The organism is Stenotrophomonas tumulicola, from assembly GCF_014117215.1.
GTDB lineage: Bacteria > Pseudomonadota > Gammaproteobacteria > Xanthomonadales > Xanthomonadaceae > Stenotrophomonas > Stenotrophomonas tumulicola.
Map to the genome: position 1 here is coordinate 39,204 of NZ_JACGXS010000001.1, position 16,939 is coordinate 56,142.

Here is a 16,939-nt window from a genome sequence, read left to right on the forward strand (position 1 = left end):
CATGTTGGGAAAACTCTCGTTTGAGTCGCTCCCCCACGACCCGATCGTCCTTTCGACGCTGATCGGTGCGGTGCTTGGTGGCCTGGCCGTCGTCGGGCTGGTCACCAAGTTCAAGCTGTGGGGCTATCTGTGGAAGGAGTGGTTCACTTCGGTGGATCACAAGAAGATCGGCGTGATGTACATCATCGTCGCCTTCGTCATGCTGCTGCGCGGCTTCTCCGACGCCATCATGATGCGTACCCAGCAGGCCATCGCCGTCGGCGGGTCCGAGGGTTACCTGCCGCCGCACCACTACGACCAGATCTTCACCGCCCACGGCGTGATCATGATCTTCTTCGTGGCGATGCCGCTGATCACCGGCCTGATGAACCTGGCCGTGCCGCTGCAGATCGGCGCGCGCGACGTTGCGTTCCCGTTCGTCAACTCGCTCAGCTTCTGGCTGTTCGTGTCCGGTGCGGTGCTGATCATGCTGTCGCTGTGGATCGGTGAGTTCGCCGCCACCGGCTGGCTGGCGTTCCCCCCCTTGTCGGGCATCGAGTACAGTCCAAGCGTCGGCATGGACTACTACATATGGGGACTACAGGTAGCAGGCCTGGGCACCACGCTGAGCGGCATCAACTTCTTCATTACCATCCTGAAGATGCGCACGCCCAGCATGAAGCTGATGCAGATGCCGATCTTCACCTGGACGGCGCTGGTGACCAACGTGCTGATCGTCGCCGCCTTCCCGGTGCTGACCATCACCCTGGTGCTGCTGACCCTGGACCGCTACCTGGGCACGCATTTCTTCACCAATGATGGTGGCGGCAACGCCATGCTGTACATCAACCTGATCTGGATCTGGGGCCACCCGGAAGTCTATATCCTGGTCCTGCCGGCGTTCGGCGTGTTCTCCGAAGTGATCGCCACGTTCTCGCGCAAGGCGCTGTTCGGCTACAAGGGCATGGTCTATGCGACCGGCGCCATCGGCGTGCTGTCGTTCCTGGTGTGGCTGCACCACTTCTTCACCATGGGCTCGGGTGCCAACGTCAATGCCTTCTTCGGCATAACGACGATGATCATCTCGATCCCGACCGGCGTGAAGATCTTCAACTGGCTGTTCACCATGTTCCGCGGCCGCGTGCACTTCACCTCTCCGGTGCTGTGGACCATCGGCTTCATGATCACCTTCGTGATCGGCGGCATGACCGGCGTGATGCTGGCCATCCCGGCCATCGACTTCGTGCTGCACAACAGCCTGTTCCTGATCGCCCACTTCCACAACGTCATCATCGGCGGCGTGGTGTTCGGCATGTTCGCGGGCATCACCTACTGGTGGCCGAAGATGTTCGGCTTCAAGCTCAACGAAGCCTGGGGCAAGGCCGCGTTCTGGTGCTGGTTCATCGGTTTCTACGTGACCTTCATGCCGATGTACGTGCTGGGCTTCATGGGCATGACCCGTCGCCTGCAGAGCACCGTCAACCCGGCCTACGAGCCGCTGCTGCTGATCGCGGCCGGTGGTGCGTTCATCGTCGGCGCCGGCATCCTGTGCCAGATCATCCAGGTGGCCGTCTCCATCCGCGACCGCAAGAAGAATGCCGACCTGACCGGCGACCCGTGGGATGCCCGCACGCTGGAGTGGGAAACCTCCTCGCCGCCGGCCTTCTACAACTTCGCGACGCTGCCGCAGGTCACCGGCCTGGACGATTTCTGGGAGCGCAAGCAGAGTGGTGAGGCCTGGCAGAAGCCGGCGAAGTACAGCGACATCCACATGCCGCGCAACACCGGCACGGGCGTTGTCATCGGTGCCTTCAGCATGGTGTTTGGCTTTGCGATGATCTGGCACATCTGGTGGATGGCCATCATCGGCCTGGTCGGCATGATCGGCACGTTCATCTACCGCACCTTCGACAAGGACGTGGACTATTGGGTCCCGGCCGCCGAGGTGGAGCGCATCGAAAACGAACACCGCAAGCACCTGGAAGCCCAGGGCCTGGTGAAGTCGGAGCTGAAGGCATGAGCACCCATACCGCTACCGTGAACCACGGGCACGCCGCGCAAGCGGCGGCCCATGGCCATGACGACCACGAGCACCACGACACCGGCGGCAACACCGTCTTCGGTTTCTGGGTGTACCTGATGAGCGATTGCCTCATCTTCGCCTCGCTGTTCGCCACCTACGTGGTGCTGGCAGGCGGCACCGATGGTGGCCCCGGCCCGAAGGACCTGTTCGAACTGTCCTTCGTGGCATGGGAAACCGCGTTGCTGCTGACCTCCTCGCTGACCTTCGGCCTGGGCATGATCGCCATGCACAAGAGCAAGGTTGGCCAGATGTACCTGTGGCTGGGCATCACCTGGCTGCTGGGCTTCGGCTTCATGTGCATGGAAGTCTGGGAGTTCAACCACCTGATCCACCAGGGTTATGGTCCGGACCGCAGTGCCTTCCTGTCGGCGTTCTTCGCCCTGGTCGGTACCCACGGCCTGCACGTCAGCGCCGGCCTGCTGTGGCTGCTGGTGATGTTCATCCAGGTCAAGCAGAACGGCCTGACCGCCACCAACAAGACGCGTCTGGCGTGCCTGAGCCTGTTCTGGCACTTCCTGGACCTGATCTGGATCGGCGTGTTCTCCGTCGTCTACCTCAATGGAGCGCTGTAATGGCACATGACAACGCACACGACCACGGCGCCGGCGGCGAGAGCCACGGCAACGTCAAGTCGTACCTGATCGGCTTCGTGCTGGCGGTGATCCTGACCGTCATTCCGTTCTGGATGGTGATGTCGGGCGATTTCTCGCGCACCGTCAGCGGCGTGGTGATCGCGGTGAGCGCGGTCCTGCAGATGCTGGTCCACCTGGTGTTCTTCCTGCACCTGGACCGTTCTTCGGAAAGCCGCTGGAACGTCAACGCTGCGGTGTTCACCGTGGTGGTGATCGGCATCATCGTCGCCGGCACCCTGTGGGTGATGCACAACATGAACGTGCACATGATGCACTGACGTCGTTGCGACGTTGCCTGCACTGCAGAAAGGCCACCCCCGGGGTGGCCTTTCTGTTTGGGTCGCAGCGGCTGCGACCGGCCTCGGCTATGCTCGCCATCCAACGTGTACACAGGATCGACATGGCCAAGAGCCGCACCGCCTACGTCTGCAACGAATGCGGCGCCGAGTACAGCAAGTGGCAGGGGCAATGCACCGAGTGCAATGCCTGGAACACGCTGTCGCAGATCGTGCTGGAAAGCGCCACCGCTGCCAGCGCGCCGGCCGCGCGGCGCGGTGGTTGGGCCGGCAAGGTCGATCCGCCCAAGGTCACCGCGCTGAAGGACGTGGCACAGACCGACCATGTGCGGGTGACGACCCGCATCGGAGAGTTCGACCGCGTGCTGGGCGGTGGCCTGGTCGAAGGCGCGGTGGTGCTGGTGGGTGGCGATCCCGGTATCGGCAAGTCGACCCTGTTGCTGCAGGCGGTGGCGCTGATGGCGGCTGAACTGCCGGTGCTGTACGTCACCGGCGAAGAGTCGTTGGCCCAGGTGGCGGGCCGCGCGCACCGGCTGGAGCTGCCGCTGGAAGGGGTCAACGCGCTGGCCGAAACCTGCGTGGAAACCATCCTGCAGCACGCCGGCAAGGCCAAGCCACGGCTGATCGTGGCCGATTCGGTGCAGACGCTGTGGACCGAATCGTTGACTGCCGCACCGGGTTCGGTCAGCCAGGTGCGCGAAAGCGCGGCGCGGCTGGTGCGCTTCGCCAAGGAAACCGGCACGGCGGTGTTCCTGGTCGGGCATGTCACCAAGGAGGGCGGCATCGCCGGTCCGCGCGTGCTGGAGCACATGGTGGATGCGGTGTTGTATTTCGAAGGCGAAAGCGGCAGCCGGTTCCGCCTGTTGCGCGCGTTCAAGAACCGCTTCGGCGCGGTCAACGAGCTGGGCGTGTTCGCGATGGGCGACAAGGGGCTGAAAGAGGTCTCCAACCCGTCGGCGATCTTCCTGTCCGGTGGCAGCACGCGCCAGCCGGGTTCATGCGTGATGGTTACCCGTGAAGGCACCCGGCCGTTGCTGGTGGAAGTGCAGGCGCTGGTGGATTCCTCGCCGTTGTCCAACCCGCGGCGGGTCGCGGTGGGACTGGAGCAGAACCGGCTGGCGATGCTGCTGGCGGTACTGCATCGCCATGGTGGTGTGGTGGTGGGCGATCAGGACGTGTTCGTCAACGTGGTCGGAGGCATCCGCGTGCAGGAAACTGCGGCGGACCTGCCGGTGCTGCTGGCGGTGCTGTCTTCACTGCAGGACCGCGCGCTGGCGGAGAAGACCATTGCCTTCGGCGAGGTCGGCCTGTCCGGCGAGATCCGCCCGGTGCCCAATGGCGAAGACCGCCTGCGCGAAGCGGCGACGCACGGTTTCAAGCGCGCCATCGTGCCCAAGGCCAACGCCCCCAAGGGCGGGACGGTGAAGGGCATGGAAGTGATTGCCGTGGAGCGCCTGTCCGAAGCCCTGGAAGCGGCCGGCCGGTAGAGCGGGGCCATGCCCCGCTGCCTTTTCTGGTGACGGGCATGGCCCGTCACTACCGGAACAGCGGCCGGCCGGTAGAGCGGGGCCATGCTCCGCTGCTTTTGCTGGTGACGGGCATGGCCCGTCACTACCGGAACAGCGGCGCCGCATGGTTTCAAGCGCGCCGTCGTGCCCAAGGCCAGGAAGTGATTGCCGTGGGGCGCCTGTCCGAAGCCTTGGAAGCGGCCGATCGGTAGAGCGGGGCCATGCCCCGCTGCCTTTGCTGGTGACGGGCATGGCCCGTCACTACCGGAACAGCGGCCGGCCGGTAGAGCGGGGCCATGCCCCGCTGCCTTTGCTGGTGACGGGCATGGCCCGTCACTACCGGAACAGCGGCGCCGCACGGTGAAGTGATTGCCGGTCAGCGGGTGGTGTGCCCGAAGACCAGTTCGATCACGAACTGGCTGCCGAAGAACGCCAGCAACAGCAGCAGCATCGCGCTGAGCGTCCAGTGCACGGCCTTCAGTCCGCGCCAGCCATAACGTCGGCGGCCGATCAGCAGCACCCCGAACACGATCCATGACAGCACGCTCAGCACGGTCTTGTGCACCAGCTTCTGGGCCAGCAGGTCGTCCACGAACAGCACGCCGGTCACCAGCGTCAACGTCAACAGCGCAAAGCCCACGGTGATCACCCGGAACAGCAGGGCTTCAAGGTCGCCCAGCGGCGGCAGGGCGCGCAGCCATGGGCGGAATTCGCGGCGGCGCAACGCGCGTTCCTGCAGCCATTGCATGATCGCCAGCAATGCGGCCACGCTCAGTGTGGCGTAGGACAGCAGCGCCAGCCAGGCATGGCTGGCCAGCCGCCAGCCCAGTTCCTTGCTGGGTTCGTGGCCATAGCCGTGGTACGCCGCCAGCAGCAGCGCCGCCAACGGAAACACCACCACGCCCAGCGCCGCCATGCGCCCGCGCGCGCCCACCAGCGATGTCAGCCCCGCCATGCCCAGGCCGACCAGCGACAGCGCGGCGAAGAAATGCATGTCCGGACCACCGCTGTTCTGCAGCGCGACCTGCACGTGGTAGCCGGCATGCAGCAGCGCTGCCGGCACGGCGGCCCACAGCCAGCCCTTGCCCGGCCGCGGCGCCTCGCCGGCGACAGCGCGCACCAGCAGGACCGTGGCGGCCAGGTAGAGCAGGACAGCGATGAGAACGATTGTCATCGTGGAAGTTTCGCACACCCCCAGCGCAGTGGCGACGGTTCAGCGGTCGCATCCGGGCCACTGGGGTGACCGGCTATACTGTGTGCCTCATTGTCCCCCGTTCCAGACAGGTTGCATCGCATGTTCGAGTCCCTGACCCAGCGCCTTTCCGGCACCATCGAGCGCCTGCGCGGCCGTGGCCGCCTGACCGAGGAAAACATCCGCGACGCCACCCGCGAAGTGCGCATCGCGCTGCTGGAAGCCGACGTCGCCCTGCCGGTGGTCCAAGCCCTGGTCGAACGCATCAAGGTGCGGGCAGTCGGCCAGGAAGTGCTGAAGTCGCTGACCCCCGGCCAGGCGCTGATCAAGGTGGTGCGTGACGAGCTGACCGCGGTGATGGGCGCTGAAGCCAGCGACCTCAACCTCAACGTGCCGGCCCCGGCGATCATCCTGATGGCCGGCCTGCAGGGTGCGGGCAAGACCACCACGGTCGGCAAGCTGGCCAAGCACCTAAAGGAAAAGCGCAAGAAGAAGGTGATGGTGGTGTCGGCCGACGTCTACCGTCCGGCCGCTATCGAGCAGCTGAAGACCCTGGCCGACCAAGTCGGGGTGATGTTCTTCCCGTCCAGCGCCGACCAGAAGCCTGAAGCCATCGTGCGCGCGGCCATCGACGACGCCCGCCGGTCGTTCGTGGACGTGCTGCTGGTCGATACCGCAGGCCGCCTGGCCATCGACGAAGCGATGATGGCCGAGATCAAGGCCCTGCACGCGGCGGTCAACCCGGCTGAAACGCTGTTCGTGGTCGATGCCATGACCGGCCAGGATGCCGCCAACACCGCCAAGGCCTTCGGCGATGCGCTGCCGTTGACCGGCGTGGTGCTGACCAAGACCGACGGTGATGCCCGTGGCGGTGCCGCGCTGAGCGTGCGCTACATCACCGGCAAGCCGATCAAGTTCGTCGGTGTCAGCGAAAAGCCTGACGGCCTGGACGTGTTCCACCCGGACCGCATCGCCAGCCGCATCCTGGACATGGGCGATGTGCTGTCGCTGGTGGAGCAGGTGGAACAGCAGGTCGACAAGGACAAGGCGCAGAAGCTGGCCGAGAAGGTCGCCAAGGGCAAGAAATTCGACCTCAATGACATGCGCGACCAACTGGAGCAGATGCAGAACATGGGCGGCATCGGCGGGCTGATGGACAAGCTGCCGGGCCTGGGCCAGATTCCCGAGCACCTGAAGCAGCAGGTCAGCCAGGGCAAGGAAGTGCCGCGCATGATCGCCATCATCAGCTCGATGACCAGGAAGGAACGGCGCAACCCGGGCCTGTTGAACGGTTCGCGCCGCGCGCGCATCGCCAAGGGCTCGGGTACCCAGCCGGCCGACGTCAACAAGCTGATGAAGCAGTACATGCAGATGGAAAAGATGATGAGCAAGATGGCCGGCGGCGGCATGAAGGGCATGATGCGCAGCATGAAAGGCATGATGGGTGCCATGGGCGGTCGCGGCCTGCCGTTCCGCTGAGTGCCGGTCCCTGATGGCCGGGCATGCCCCGGCACTACCCGGAGATGAGCTGCGTGCGCAATCCTGAAACCGCCTCCCGCGTGGAGGCATTCTGCCAGCGCTTCGGTGTAACGCTTCCGGTCCTGCTGGCGCCGATGGCCGGTGCGTGCCCGGTGCCACTGTCGGCCGCGCTGGCCAATGCCGGCAGCATGGGCGCAATGGGGGCGGTACTTTCCAGCGCCGCCGATATCGGCCACTGGATGGACGCCTTCCGTGCCGCCTCGCATGGCCCGGCCCAGGTGAACCTCTGGCTGCCCGATGCGCCGCCGCCGCGTGATGCCGCCGCTGAAGCGCGCACCCGCGAATTCCTCGCCAAGTGGGGCCCGGATGTGCCGGCCAGCGCCGGTGATGCCGGACCTGCGGATTTCGAAGCGCAGTTCGCTGCGTTGCTGGCAGCACGCCCTGCGGTCGCCTCCACCATCATGGGGGTGTTCGGCCAGCACCACGTGCAGCAGTTGAAGGACGCCGGGATCGCCTGGTTCGCCTGTGCCACCACCCTTGCAGAAGCGCGTGCGGCCCAGGATGCGGGCGCCGATGCGGTGGTGGCACAGGGATTCGAGGCCGGCGGACATCGGGGTGCCTTTGATCCGGCGCGGGCCGAACAGCAACTGGTCGGGCTGTTCTCGCTGTTGCCGCGGCTGGTGGACCATCTGCAGGTTCCGGTGATCGCGGCGGGTGGTATCGCCGATGGGCGCGGCATTGCCGCGGCGCTTACCCTGGGTGCCAGCGCGGTGCAGGTCGGTACCGGCTTCCTGCGCACGCCCGAGGCCGCGCTGCCGGCCGCCTGGGCCGGGGCGTTGGCCACGGCCGAACCCGAAGACACCTGGCCGACCCGGGCGTTCAGTGGACGCCTCGGGCGTGGATTGGCGACGCCTTACCTGCGTGCATCGGCAGCAGCCGATGCGCCGCCGCCGCGACCGTATCCGGTGCAGCGTGGCCTGACCGCGCCGATGCGCGCGCAGGCCGTGCGCGAAGACAATCTTGCCGCGATGCAGGCGTGGGCGGGACAGTCGGCATGGATGGTACCGGCCGCGCCCGCCGCCGGGCTGCTGCAGCGCTGGTGGCAGGACGCCCAGGCGCTGCTGTGACAGGGGTTTCCTGCAATGGCCAACCCGCCGATGCCGCTTTGCTGGCGCCTGCGTTGGTCAATTACGGCCACTTCACCTCGCTGCAGGTGCGCGCTGGTGCCGTGCAGGGGCTGGACCTGCACCTGCAGCGGTTGGCGCATGCCACCGGCGTGTTGTTCGGCAGTGCATTGGACACGGCGCAGGTTCGGCAGTGGATGGGCGCGGCGCTCCAGCAGGCAGGCATGGCTGACGCGTCGTTGCGGGTGACGGTGTTCTCGCGCGCCTTTGATTTCCGCGACCCGCTGGCACCGGTCGCCGTGGACACCCTGGTGGCGGTCTCGCCGCCGGTGCAGCTGACCGCCGCGCGGAGCGTGCGCACGGCCACCTATCAGCGCGACCAGCCGGCGTTGAAGCACGTTGGCACGTTCGGCCTGTTCGACCAGCGACGGCAGGCGATGGCGGCCGGATTCGATGATGCGCTGTTCCTCGGCGCTGGCGGAATGGTCAGCGAAGGCAGCACCTGGAACCTGGCCATGCACGATGGCGAACGCCTGCTATGGCCGCAGGCACCCGCGCTGCGCGGCATTGCCGAGGCCCTGCTGCAGGCGGGCTGGGAAGGGCCGCAGGCTGTGCGGCCGGTGGCCGCAGCGGAACTGGTTGATGTGAAGGCGGCTTTTGCCTGCAATGCCAGCGGAATCTGGCCGTTGGCGGCGATCGATGGCCATGTCCTGCAGGGTTCGGCGGACCTGGCTGCCCAGGGCAGGGCGGTGATGGCCCGGGTGCCGTGGCAGCCGCTCCGGTAGCGCCGAACCGTGAATCCGGTGGCATCGCGCCATGAACCCCGTAGCGCCGAGCCATGCTCGGCGAGCGCAGCGGCGCCCCAACAGCGCCCCAACAGCACAACAGCCGCCGGGCCAAGCCCGGCGCTACCAAGGGCTGGCGTTGCCCATGGGCTTGGCGCGGGCCAAAGCTGCCGCTATAATCACCGGCTTACCGCGCCATCCTGGCGACTGGGCAACATAGGAAAACACCACCATGGTCAAGATTCGACTGACCCGCGGCGGCGCCAAGAAGCGTCCGTTCTACCACATCATCGTGACCGACGTCCGTAGCGCCCGTGATGGCCGCAACATCGAGCGCGTCGGTTTCTACAACCCGGTCGCCCAGGGCGCCGAGAAGCGTATCGAGCTGGACCTGGCCCGTGTTGACCATTGGGTCAAGAACGGCGCCCAGCCGACCGAAAAGGTCCGCAACCTGATCAAGGAAGCGGCCAAGACCCAGGCCGTTGCGGCCTGATCCTGAAGGGCCGCGCCTGGCGCGCGGCCCGTCTGGCATACGCATATGAAAGATACCGAGCGCCGGATCCTGCTGGGCAGGGTTGCCGGCGCTTTTGGTGTGCGCGGCGAACTGAAGCTCGAGTCCTGGACCGAGCCGCGTTCCGCCATTTTCCGTTACCAACCGTGGATCCTGCGCAGCCCGTCCGGGCAGGAATCGACGCTTTCCGGCGTGCGTGGCCGGGATAGTGGCAAGCATCTGGTCGCCACCTTCCCGGGCATCGAAGACCGTGACACGGTCGAAGCCATGCGCGGCACCGAGATCTTCGTGGCCCGCAGCGCGCTGCCGCCGCCACGGCCGGACGAATACTACTGGGTCGACCTGGAAGGCCTGGACGTGCGGACCGTCGAAGGCGTGTCGTTGGGGCAGGTGTCGCACCTGTTCTCCACCGGCGCCAACGATGTCCTGGTCGCACGTGGCGACCGCGAAAGGATGATCCCGTTCGTGCTGCCGGATTTCGTCAGGTCGGTGGATTTCGAGGCGAACCTGGTGGTCGTCGACTGGGATCCCGAGTTCTGATGCGATTTGACGTCATCACCCTGTTTCCCGATTTCCTCGCCCAGTCCGCCGGACTGGGCGTGGTTGGGCGTGCACAGGAAAAGAGCCTGTTCAGCCTGCACGGCTGGAATCCGCGTGATTACGCCGAAGGCAACTACCGCCGGGTGGATGACCGTCCTTTCGGTGGTGGTCCGGGCATGGTCATGCTGATCGAGCCGCTGCAGGCCTGTTTGGCAGCGGTCCGCGCCGCGGACCCGACCCCTGCGCCGCTGATCCATCTCAGCCCGCAGGGGCGCCCGCTGACCCAGTCCAGGGTGCGTGAGCTGGCAGCGTTGCCGCGGATGATCCTGCTGTGCGGCCGCTATGAAGGCATCGACGAGCGCTTCCTGGCCAGCGAGGTCGACGAGGAGATTTCCCTCGGTGATTACGTGCTGTCTGGCGGCGAGCTCGGCGCGGCGGTGATCATCGACGCGGTCGCGCGGCTGCAGGAGGGGGCGCTGAACGACGCCGAATCCGCAGCCCAGGACAGCTTCGAGGGGGAACTCGGGCTGCTCGACTGCCCGCATTTCAGCCAGCCGGCCCAGCACCCGCTGGGGGAGGTGCCGGACGTGCTGCGTTCGGGCAACCACGCCGCCATCGCCCGCTGGCGCCGCCAGCAGTCGCTGCTGCGCACCTGGCAGCGGCGTCCGGAACTGCTGGACGAGGCCGTCCTGTCCAAGGCCGACCGCAAACTGCTGGAGCAGGCGCGGCAAGGCCTGGGCGATGAACCCACCCCCTAGCGCTACGGCGCTGGATTGGGCTATCATTGCGAATTACCGTCGGCCGGACCGGTCGATGTGCGCCACACATAACAAACGTGCAGCACAGTCCAGTGACTGCATGAGCCCACGTTGTCGAATGACACGCCCACCCGAACATTACGAATCGGTGTAACCCAATGAGCAAGCTGAACAAGTCCATCGTCGCGGAATTCGAATCCGCCCAGATCACCCGTGAACTGCCGAAGTTCAGCCAGGGCGACACCGTTGTCGTCAACGTGAAGGTGAAGGAAGGTACGCGCGAGCGCGTGCAGGCCTATGAAGGCGTCGTGATCGCGACCAAGAACGGCGGCCTGAACTCCTCGTTCACCGTGCGCAAGATCTCGCATGGCTACGGCGTCGAGCGCGTGTTCCAGACCCACAGCGCCATCATCGACTCGGTCGAAGTGAAGCGTCGTGGCAAGGTCCGCGCCGGCAAGCTGTACTACCTGCGTGGCCTGGAAGGCAAGGCTGCCCGCATCAAGGAAGACCTGGCCGCTGCTGCGCAGGCCAAGGCTGCCCGCCTGGCTGCCAAGGCCCAGTAATACCGCCGACAACTCCGCTTGTCGCCGCAACGGCCGCCTTCGGGCGGCCGTTTGCGTTTGCGTTCTGCCAGGGGGCAGGGCCATGTCGGCCGCCGTGGCGTGGTATCGGCAGCCTGCGGCACGTGTGGCGCCGCGCCATGACGGCAAGGGCAGGGCGTGGCACGCTGGCACACCGTCATCAAGGTGCGCTCTGCATGCCTGGTCCGCGAACGTCCAAAGCCGTTGCCAGCCCCGCATCCCCCAGGTTGCTGTCTGGCGGAAATCCCCAGATACCCAAAGGCGAGGGCGATGCGCCGGTGCAGGCGTGGATCGCCGCCGCACCCGAGTGGAAGCGTGCCGCCGCCGCGCGCCTGGATGCGCTGGTCGAACAGGCGGTGCCCGGCGTGCGCAAAGCGGTGAAATGGAACTCGCCGCTTTATGCGGCACCCGGGCAGGAAGGCTGGTTCCTCAGCCTGCATTGCTTCACCCGCTACATCAAGGTCGCCTTCCTCACCGGCGCACACCTGGAACCGGTGCCGCCGGAGGCGTCCAAGCACCCGCAGACCCGCTACCTGCATGTGTTCGAAGAGGCGCCGCTGGACGAAGCGCAGTTCCTTGACTGGGTGCGGCAGGCTGCCGCGATACCCGGCGAGCGCATGTAGTCTCTGCGCGCGCAGTGCCGACGCCCGCGACGGCATTCCGGTGGCTCGTAGCGCCGAGCCGTGCTCGGCGGCTGTCGATCGCCGCGAGTGCCATGCCTGGCACTGCTCGCCGAGCATGGCTCGGCGCTACGGTCGCTTCGTTCTGGTGGCCATTCCGCGCACGCCAGAGCGGGGCAGGCTCAGCGTGGCGGTGATGCAGGCGATGCCGCCGCCGGGGCCACCGCTTCCAGCGCCGCATCCGGATCAGCCACGGGCGAGGGCGGCAGGGCCGGAATTTCAGCGGGCGTGGCCAGTTCCTCGGCATGTGCCGGCGTGCCCATCATGCGTGCCTTGCGCCAGCCACCCCAGCGGTAATACGCCAGTGACAGCAGCATCGACACCAGCGAGCTGACCGGGAAACTCCACCAGATCGCATCCACGCCCCAGTAAGGTTGCAACAGCTCGGCGAACGGCACGCGCACGCCCCACAGCGAGCCGGCCAGGATCAGCAGTGGCGGCAGCACCGCACCGGTGGAGCGCACCACGCCGGAAATCACGAAGCTGACGCCGAAGAACAGGAACGACCACACGGCGATGTGGTTCAGGTGGCGGGCCGCCTCCAGCGCCTGGCTGCCATCGGGCATGAACAACGCCAGGGTATAGCGGTCGAACAGGATCAGCGGAGCGATCAGCACGCCGGTCAGCAGGAAATTGAACAGCACGCCCTGGCGCGCGGTGGCGCGCACGCGTCCCCACAACTGCGCGCCGACGTTCTGCGCCGCCATCGAAGAGCATGCTGCACCGATCGCCATCGCCGGCATCTGCACATAGGTCCACAACTGCAGCGAGGCGCCATAGGCTGCGGCGGTGTCGGTGCCGTACTGGTTGACCATGGTCATCAGCATGATCATCGACAGGGAAATCAGCACCATCTGCAGGCCCATTGGCACGCCCTTGACCACCAGCGCCTTGAGGACCGGCAGGTCCACCTTGAACAGCGCGATGTCCTTGCGGCCCAGCCACAGCACATGGCGCTTGTGGCGCATGTACAGCAGCAGCGCGATCAACGAAAGCGTCTGCGCGATCAGCGTCGCCCAGGCGGCGCCGGCGATGCCCAGTTCAGGCAGCGGCCCCAGGCCAAAGATCAGCAACGGGTTGAACACGATGTCCAGCGCTACCGAGACCAGCAGGAAGCGGAACGGCGTACGCGAATCGCCGGCACCCCGCATCGCCGCGCTGAGGAAGGCGAACGCGTAGAGCGTGGGCATTGCGAGGAAGATGACCTTGAGATAGGCCTCGGCCAGCGGCAGCGACTCGGCCGGCGTGCCCATCGCGGCCAGCAACGGATGGGCCAGGAACCAGCCCGCTACCGCGATCACCACTGACAAGCCGATGAAGAAGGTCGCGCTGGTGCCCATCACCTTGCGCGCCTGGCCGATGTCGCGCGCACCGATGGCCTGGCCGATCAGGATGGTCGAGGCCATGCCGATGCCGAACACCGATCCGATCAGGAAAAACATGATGTTGTTGGCGTTGGCCGTCGCGGTCAGCGCCGCCTCGCCGAGGAAACGCCCCACCCAGACCGCATTCACCGAACCGTTCAGCGATTGGGCGATGTTGCCGGCCAGGATGGGCAGCGAGAACAGCAGCAGGTTGCGCCCGATCGGGCCGGCAGTCAGGTCAAGAGGCGCTTTTGCCATGGAGTGGAGATCGAACAGGGGTGGGCGCACACTAGCATCAAGCCGGTCTGGAGAATGTGCCGATGAATGCAGGACGAAAACGGTGCCGCGCTGCGGCAATGGCCTTGTTCGGGCTTGTATTGGCCGCATGTTCCACTACGGACCGTTTCGGCGACGCCCAGGTACGGCCCAGCGACCGGCCCGAATGCCAGGTAGGCAGCCAGCGTGATGACCTGTCGGCTGGCGTGCCCACCTTGATCGGCGGTACCGGCTGCCGGTCCGATCCCGACCATGCGCGTCCCCTGAACAAGCCACAGGAGTAACCCGAAACGATGACCGAGCTCTCCCTGCCCCTGCCCAGCGTTCGTTTGGACATCTGGTTGTGGGCGGCACGTTTCTTCAAGACCCGCAGCCTGGCCAAGCAGGCCATCGAAACCGGCAAGGTGGCCGTGGCAGGGCAGCGGCCCAAATCCTCGCGGGCATTGCGGGTTGGCGAACAGTTGGCCATCGACCGCGGCGAGGAGCATTTCGAGGTGCAGGTGCTGGGCCTGAGCGAACAGCGCGGGCCGGCGCCGGTGGCGCACCAGTTGTATGCCGAAAGCGCGGAATCCAAGGCGCGTCGTGCCGAACAGCGGGCGATGCGGATTGCCGCACGGGATGGTTACAAGGCGCCCGAACACCGCCCCGACAAACGTGCCAGGAAGCTGATCCGCGCGTTGGGTGACCTGGACGCACTGTAGGTGCCGGCTACTGGCCGGCATGGTGGGCCCAGGCCAGGGTGACGGGCGTGGCCCGTCACTACACCGGGTCAAAGGGGGTGACGAACAACGTTCGCCACCCTATCGGCTCAGCCGTGCAGGTCGTAGCGGTCCAGCTCCATCACCCGCGTCCATGCAGCGACGAAATCCTGCACGAACTTCTGCTGGCCATCGGCACTGCCATACACTTCGGCCAACGCACGCAGCACCGAGTGTGAGCCGAATACCAGGTCGGCACGGCTGGCGGTCCAGCGCGACGCACCGTCGCTACGGCTGACGCCTTCATAGCGGCCCTCGCCGGAGGGCTTCCATTGCGTGCCCATGTCCAGCAGGTTGACGAAGAAGTCGTTGCTCAGGGTGCCCGCGCGATCGGTCAGTACGCCGTCCTGGTTGCCGTCCACGTTCGCACCCAGCACGCGCAGGCCTCCTACCAGTGCGGTCATTTCCGGTGCGGTCAACGTCAGCAACTGCGCCTTGTCGACCAGCAGCGCCTCGGCTGGCACGCTGTAACGACCCCTCAGGTAATTGCGGAAGCCATCGGCTGCCGGCTCCATCACTGCGAAGGATTCGACATCGGTCTGCTCCTGGCTGGCATCGGTGCGGCCCGGGGTGAACGGCACGCTGATGTCATGGCCACCGGCCTTGGCGGCCTGCTCGATACCCACGCCACCGGCCAGCACGATCAGGTCAGCCAGCGACACCTGGTTTCCACCCGCACCGTTGAAGTCGGCCTGCACTTTCTCCAGCGCCGCCAGCACCTTGGCCAGTTGCCGTGGCTGGTTCACCGCCCAATCCTTCTGCGGCGCCAGCCGGATGCGCGCGCCATTGGCGCCGCCGCGCTTGTCGCCACCGCGGAACGTAGAGGCCGACGCCCATGCGGTGGACACCAGTTCGGACACGCCCAGGCCGGAGGCGGCAATCTGCTGCTTCAGCGTGGCGATGTCCCTGGCATCGACCAGGGGATGCGTCGCCGTCGGCAGCGGGTCCTGCCAGATGAAAGCTTCGGCAGGAACTTCCGGTCCCAGGTAGCGCGCACGCGGTCCCATGTCGCGATGGGTGAGCTTGAACCAGGCGCGCGCAAAGGCATTGGCAAATGCCTGCGGATCGTTGAGGAATTTCCGCGAGATCTTCTCGTAGGCCGGATCGAAACGCAGGGCCAGGTCCGATGTCAGCATGCTGGGGCGATGCTTCTTCGACGGATCATGTGCGTCGGGAATCACGGCTTCCGCATCCTTGGCCACCCACTGGTGTGCACCCGCCGGGCTCTTGGTCAGCTCCCACTCGTACTTGAACAGGTGCTCGAAGAAATCATTGCTCCACTGCGCCGGCGTGCGTGTCCAGGTCACTTCCAGGCCGCTGGTGATGGCATCTCCGGCCTTGCCGCTGCCGAAGGAGTTGGCCCAGCCCAGGCCCTGCTGTTCCAGTCCGGCGCCTTCCGGTTCCGCTCCCACGTTGTCGGCCGGTCCAGCGCCATGGGTCTTGCCCACGGTATGGCCACCGGCGATGAGGGCGACGGTTTCCTCGTCGTCCATCGCCATGCGGGCGAATGTGTCGCGGATGTCGTGCGCGGACAACACCGGGTCCGGGTTGCCGTCGGGGCCTTCGGGGTTCACGTAGATCAGGCCCATCTGCACCGCTGCCAGCGGGTTTTCCAGCTTGCGCGAATGCACGTCGCCGTCGGCGTCATCATCGGATACCAGCACGCCACCGGCCTTCTCCACGCCTTCGGAACCGTGCTTGTAGCGCTCGTCGCCGCCCAGCCAGGTGGTTTCGCGGCCCCAGTACACGTCCTGGTCCGGTTCCCAGGTATCCGGGCGGCCGCCGGCAAATCCCAGGATCTTGAAACCCATCGATTCCAGCGCGACGTTGCCGGTGAGGACGAGCAGGTCGGCCCAGGAAATGGCCTGGCCGTACTTCTGCTTGATCGGCCACAACAGGCGGCGTGCCTTGTCCAGGCTGACGTTGTCCGGCCAGCTGTTGAGCGGGGCGAAGCGCTGCTGGCCACGGCCGCCACCGCCGCGGCCATCGCCGATGCGGTAGGTGCCGGTGCTGTGCCAGGCCATGCGCACGAACAGGCCGCCGTAATGGCCAAAATCGGCTGGCCACCAGTCCTGCGAGGTGGTCATCAGCTTTTTCAGGTCGAACTTCAACGCCGCGTAATCAAGCTTGTTGAAAGCATCGGCGTAGTTGAAATCCGCGCCGAGCGGATTGGAACGGGAAGAGTGCTGGTTGAGCAGATCGACACGCAGCTGCTTGGGCCACCAATCCTGGTTGGTGGTGCCTTCGCCGGTGACGGCGTGATTGAAAGGGCACTTTGCTTCGCTTTTCATGGGCATTACCTGTGTACTGGCGAAAGTTGAATTGGAGATGTGAATCTAGTTTCCACTCAACGGTAAGCAGAGCCGATGACAAGGTAAATTCGATTCCCTCAA

General features: G+C 65.9%; 18 protein-coding genes. 15 read left to right on the forward strand and 3 right to left on the reverse strand.

Annotated elements, in window-relative coordinates; genetic code table 11:
* Nucleotide 1 precedes the first annotated feature (1 nt).
* From cyoB to H4O11_RS00185, 5 genes are all read left to right on the forward strand, one after another.
* Nucleotides 2-1,999, forward strand: coding sequence for a cytochrome o ubiquinol oxidase subunit I (gene cyoB / locus H4O11_RS00165; protein ID WP_182337407.1), 1,998 nt, complete (start codon nucleotides 2-4; stop codon nucleotides 1,997-1,999).
* Nucleotides 1,996-2,634, forward strand: a complete 639-nt coding sequence (gene cyoC / locus H4O11_RS00170) for a cytochrome o ubiquinol oxidase subunit III (RefSeq protein WP_182337408.1) — start codon at nucleotides 1,996-1,998, stop codon at nucleotides 2,632-2,634. Before cyoB ends, cyoC begins: the two co-directional genes overlap by 4 nt.
* A complete protein-coding gene (cyoD, locus tag H4O11_RS00175) occupies nucleotides 2,634-2,972 on the forward strand; it encodes a cytochrome o ubiquinol oxidase subunit IV (protein WP_182337409.1) in 339 nt (112 codons plus the stop codon). The genes cyoC and cyoD overlap by 1 nt, the downstream gene beginning before the upstream one ends.
* 122 nt (nucleotides 2,973-3,094) lie before the next feature.
* The gene (radA, locus tag H4O11_RS00180) at nucleotides 3,095-4,477 is read left to right on the forward strand and encodes a DNA repair protein RadA (RefSeq protein WP_182337410.1); all 1,383 of its coding nucleotides are present in this window, start codon (nucleotides 3,095-3,097) and stop codon (nucleotides 4,475-4,477) included.
* A 38-nt stretch (nucleotides 4,478-4,515) separates the two neighbouring features.
* The gene (locus tag H4O11_RS00185; protein ID WP_182337411.1) at nucleotides 4,516-4,710 is read left to right on the forward strand and encodes a hypothetical protein; all 195 of its coding nucleotides are present in this window, start codon (nucleotides 4,516-4,518) and stop codon (nucleotides 4,708-4,710) included.
* Nucleotides 4,711-4,874: 164 nt separating this feature from the next.
* Here H4O11_RS00185 and H4O11_RS00190 read toward each other — a convergent pair whose 3' ends face one another.
* Entirely contained in the window at nucleotides 4,875-5,672 is a 798-nt protein-coding gene (locus H4O11_RS00190; protein WP_182337412.1) for a cytochrome C assembly family protein, read from the reverse strand.
* A 120-nt stretch (nucleotides 5,673-5,792) separates the two neighbouring features.
* On the opposite strand from H4O11_RS00190, the gene ffh reads away from it, so the two are divergent.
* The 8 genes from ffh (at nucleotide 5,793) to H4O11_RS00230 (ending at nucleotide 12,091) form a co-directional block, all read left to right on the forward strand.
* Nucleotides 5,793-7,169: a signal recognition particle protein gene (ffh, locus tag H4O11_RS00195; protein WP_182337413.1), complete on the forward strand. Its 1,377-nt coding sequence runs from the start codon at nucleotides 5,793-5,795 to the stop codon at nucleotides 7,167-7,169.
* A 134-nt stretch (nucleotides 7,170-7,303) separates the two neighbouring features.
* Nucleotides 7,304-8,296: an NAD(P)H-dependent flavin oxidoreductase gene (locus tag H4O11_RS00200; protein ID WP_246333242.1), complete on the forward strand. Its 993-nt coding sequence runs from the start codon at nucleotides 7,304-7,306 to the stop codon at nucleotides 8,294-8,296.
* On the forward strand, nucleotides 8,293-9,078 hold the full coding sequence (locus H4O11_RS00205; protein WP_343042745.1) for an aminotransferase class IV: 786 nt from the start codon (nucleotides 8,293-8,295) through the stop codon (nucleotides 9,076-9,078). Before H4O11_RS00200 ends, H4O11_RS00205 begins: the two co-directional genes overlap by 4 nt.
* Nucleotides 9,079-9,310: 232 nt before the next feature.
* Nucleotides 9,311-9,571, forward strand: a complete 261-nt coding sequence (gene rpsP, locus H4O11_RS00210) for a 30S ribosomal protein S16 (protein WP_182337415.1) — start codon at nucleotides 9,311-9,313, stop codon at nucleotides 9,569-9,571.
* Between the two features lie 45 nt (nucleotides 9,572-9,616).
* Nucleotides 9,617-10,129, forward strand: coding sequence for a ribosome maturation factor RimM (rimM, locus tag H4O11_RS00215; protein ID WP_182337416.1), 513 nt, complete (start codon nucleotides 9,617-9,619; stop codon nucleotides 10,127-10,129).
* Nucleotides 10,129-10,887, forward strand: coding sequence for a tRNA (guanosine(37)-N1)-methyltransferase TrmD (gene trmD / locus H4O11_RS00220; RefSeq protein WP_182337417.1), 759 nt, complete (start codon nucleotides 10,129-10,131; stop codon nucleotides 10,885-10,887). Before rimM ends, trmD begins: the two co-directional genes overlap by 1 nt.
* A 158-nt stretch (nucleotides 10,888-11,045) precedes the next feature.
* The gene (rplS, locus tag H4O11_RS00225) at nucleotides 11,046-11,450 is read left to right on the forward strand and encodes a 50S ribosomal protein L19 (RefSeq protein ID WP_182337418.1); all 405 of its coding nucleotides are present in this window, start codon (nucleotides 11,046-11,048) and stop codon (nucleotides 11,448-11,450) included.
* A 194-nt stretch (nucleotides 11,451-11,644) separates the two neighbouring features.
* Nucleotides 11,645-12,091, forward strand: coding sequence for a DUF1801 domain-containing protein (locus H4O11_RS00230; protein WP_182337419.1), 447 nt, complete (start codon nucleotides 11,645-11,647; stop codon nucleotides 12,089-12,091).
* A gap of 179 nt (nucleotides 12,092-12,270) precedes the next feature.
* Here H4O11_RS00230 and H4O11_RS00235 read toward each other — a convergent pair whose 3' ends face one another.
* On the reverse strand, nucleotides 12,271-13,770 hold the full coding sequence (locus tag H4O11_RS00235) for an MATE family efflux transporter (protein WP_182337420.1): 1,500 nt from the start codon (nucleotides 13,768-13,770) through the stop codon (nucleotides 12,271-12,273).
* Nucleotides 13,771-13,832: 62 nt separating this feature from the next.
* Between H4O11_RS00235 and H4O11_RS19470 the strand changes: the two genes are divergently transcribed.
* Together H4O11_RS19470 and H4O11_RS00240 are read left to right on the forward strand one after the other, a co-directional pair.
* Entirely contained in the window at nucleotides 13,833-14,072 is a 240-nt protein-coding gene (locus H4O11_RS19470) for a hypothetical protein (RefSeq protein ID WP_343042747.1), read from the forward strand.
* A 9-nt stretch (nucleotides 14,073-14,081) separates the two neighbouring features.
* The gene (locus H4O11_RS00240; RefSeq protein ID WP_182337421.1) at nucleotides 14,082-14,489 is read left to right on the forward strand and encodes an RNA-binding S4 domain-containing protein; all 408 of its coding nucleotides are present in this window, start codon (nucleotides 14,082-14,084) and stop codon (nucleotides 14,487-14,489) included.
* A gap of 107 nt (nucleotides 14,490-14,596) precedes the next feature.
* Here the strand turns inward: H4O11_RS00240 and katG are convergent, their stop codons facing one another.
* Nucleotides 14,597-16,837: a catalase/peroxidase HPI gene (katG, locus tag H4O11_RS00245; RefSeq protein ID WP_182337422.1), complete on the reverse strand. Its 2,241-nt coding sequence runs from the start codon at nucleotides 16,835-16,837 to the stop codon at nucleotides 14,597-14,599.
* Between the last annotated feature and the right edge of the window lie 102 nt (nucleotides 16,838-16,939).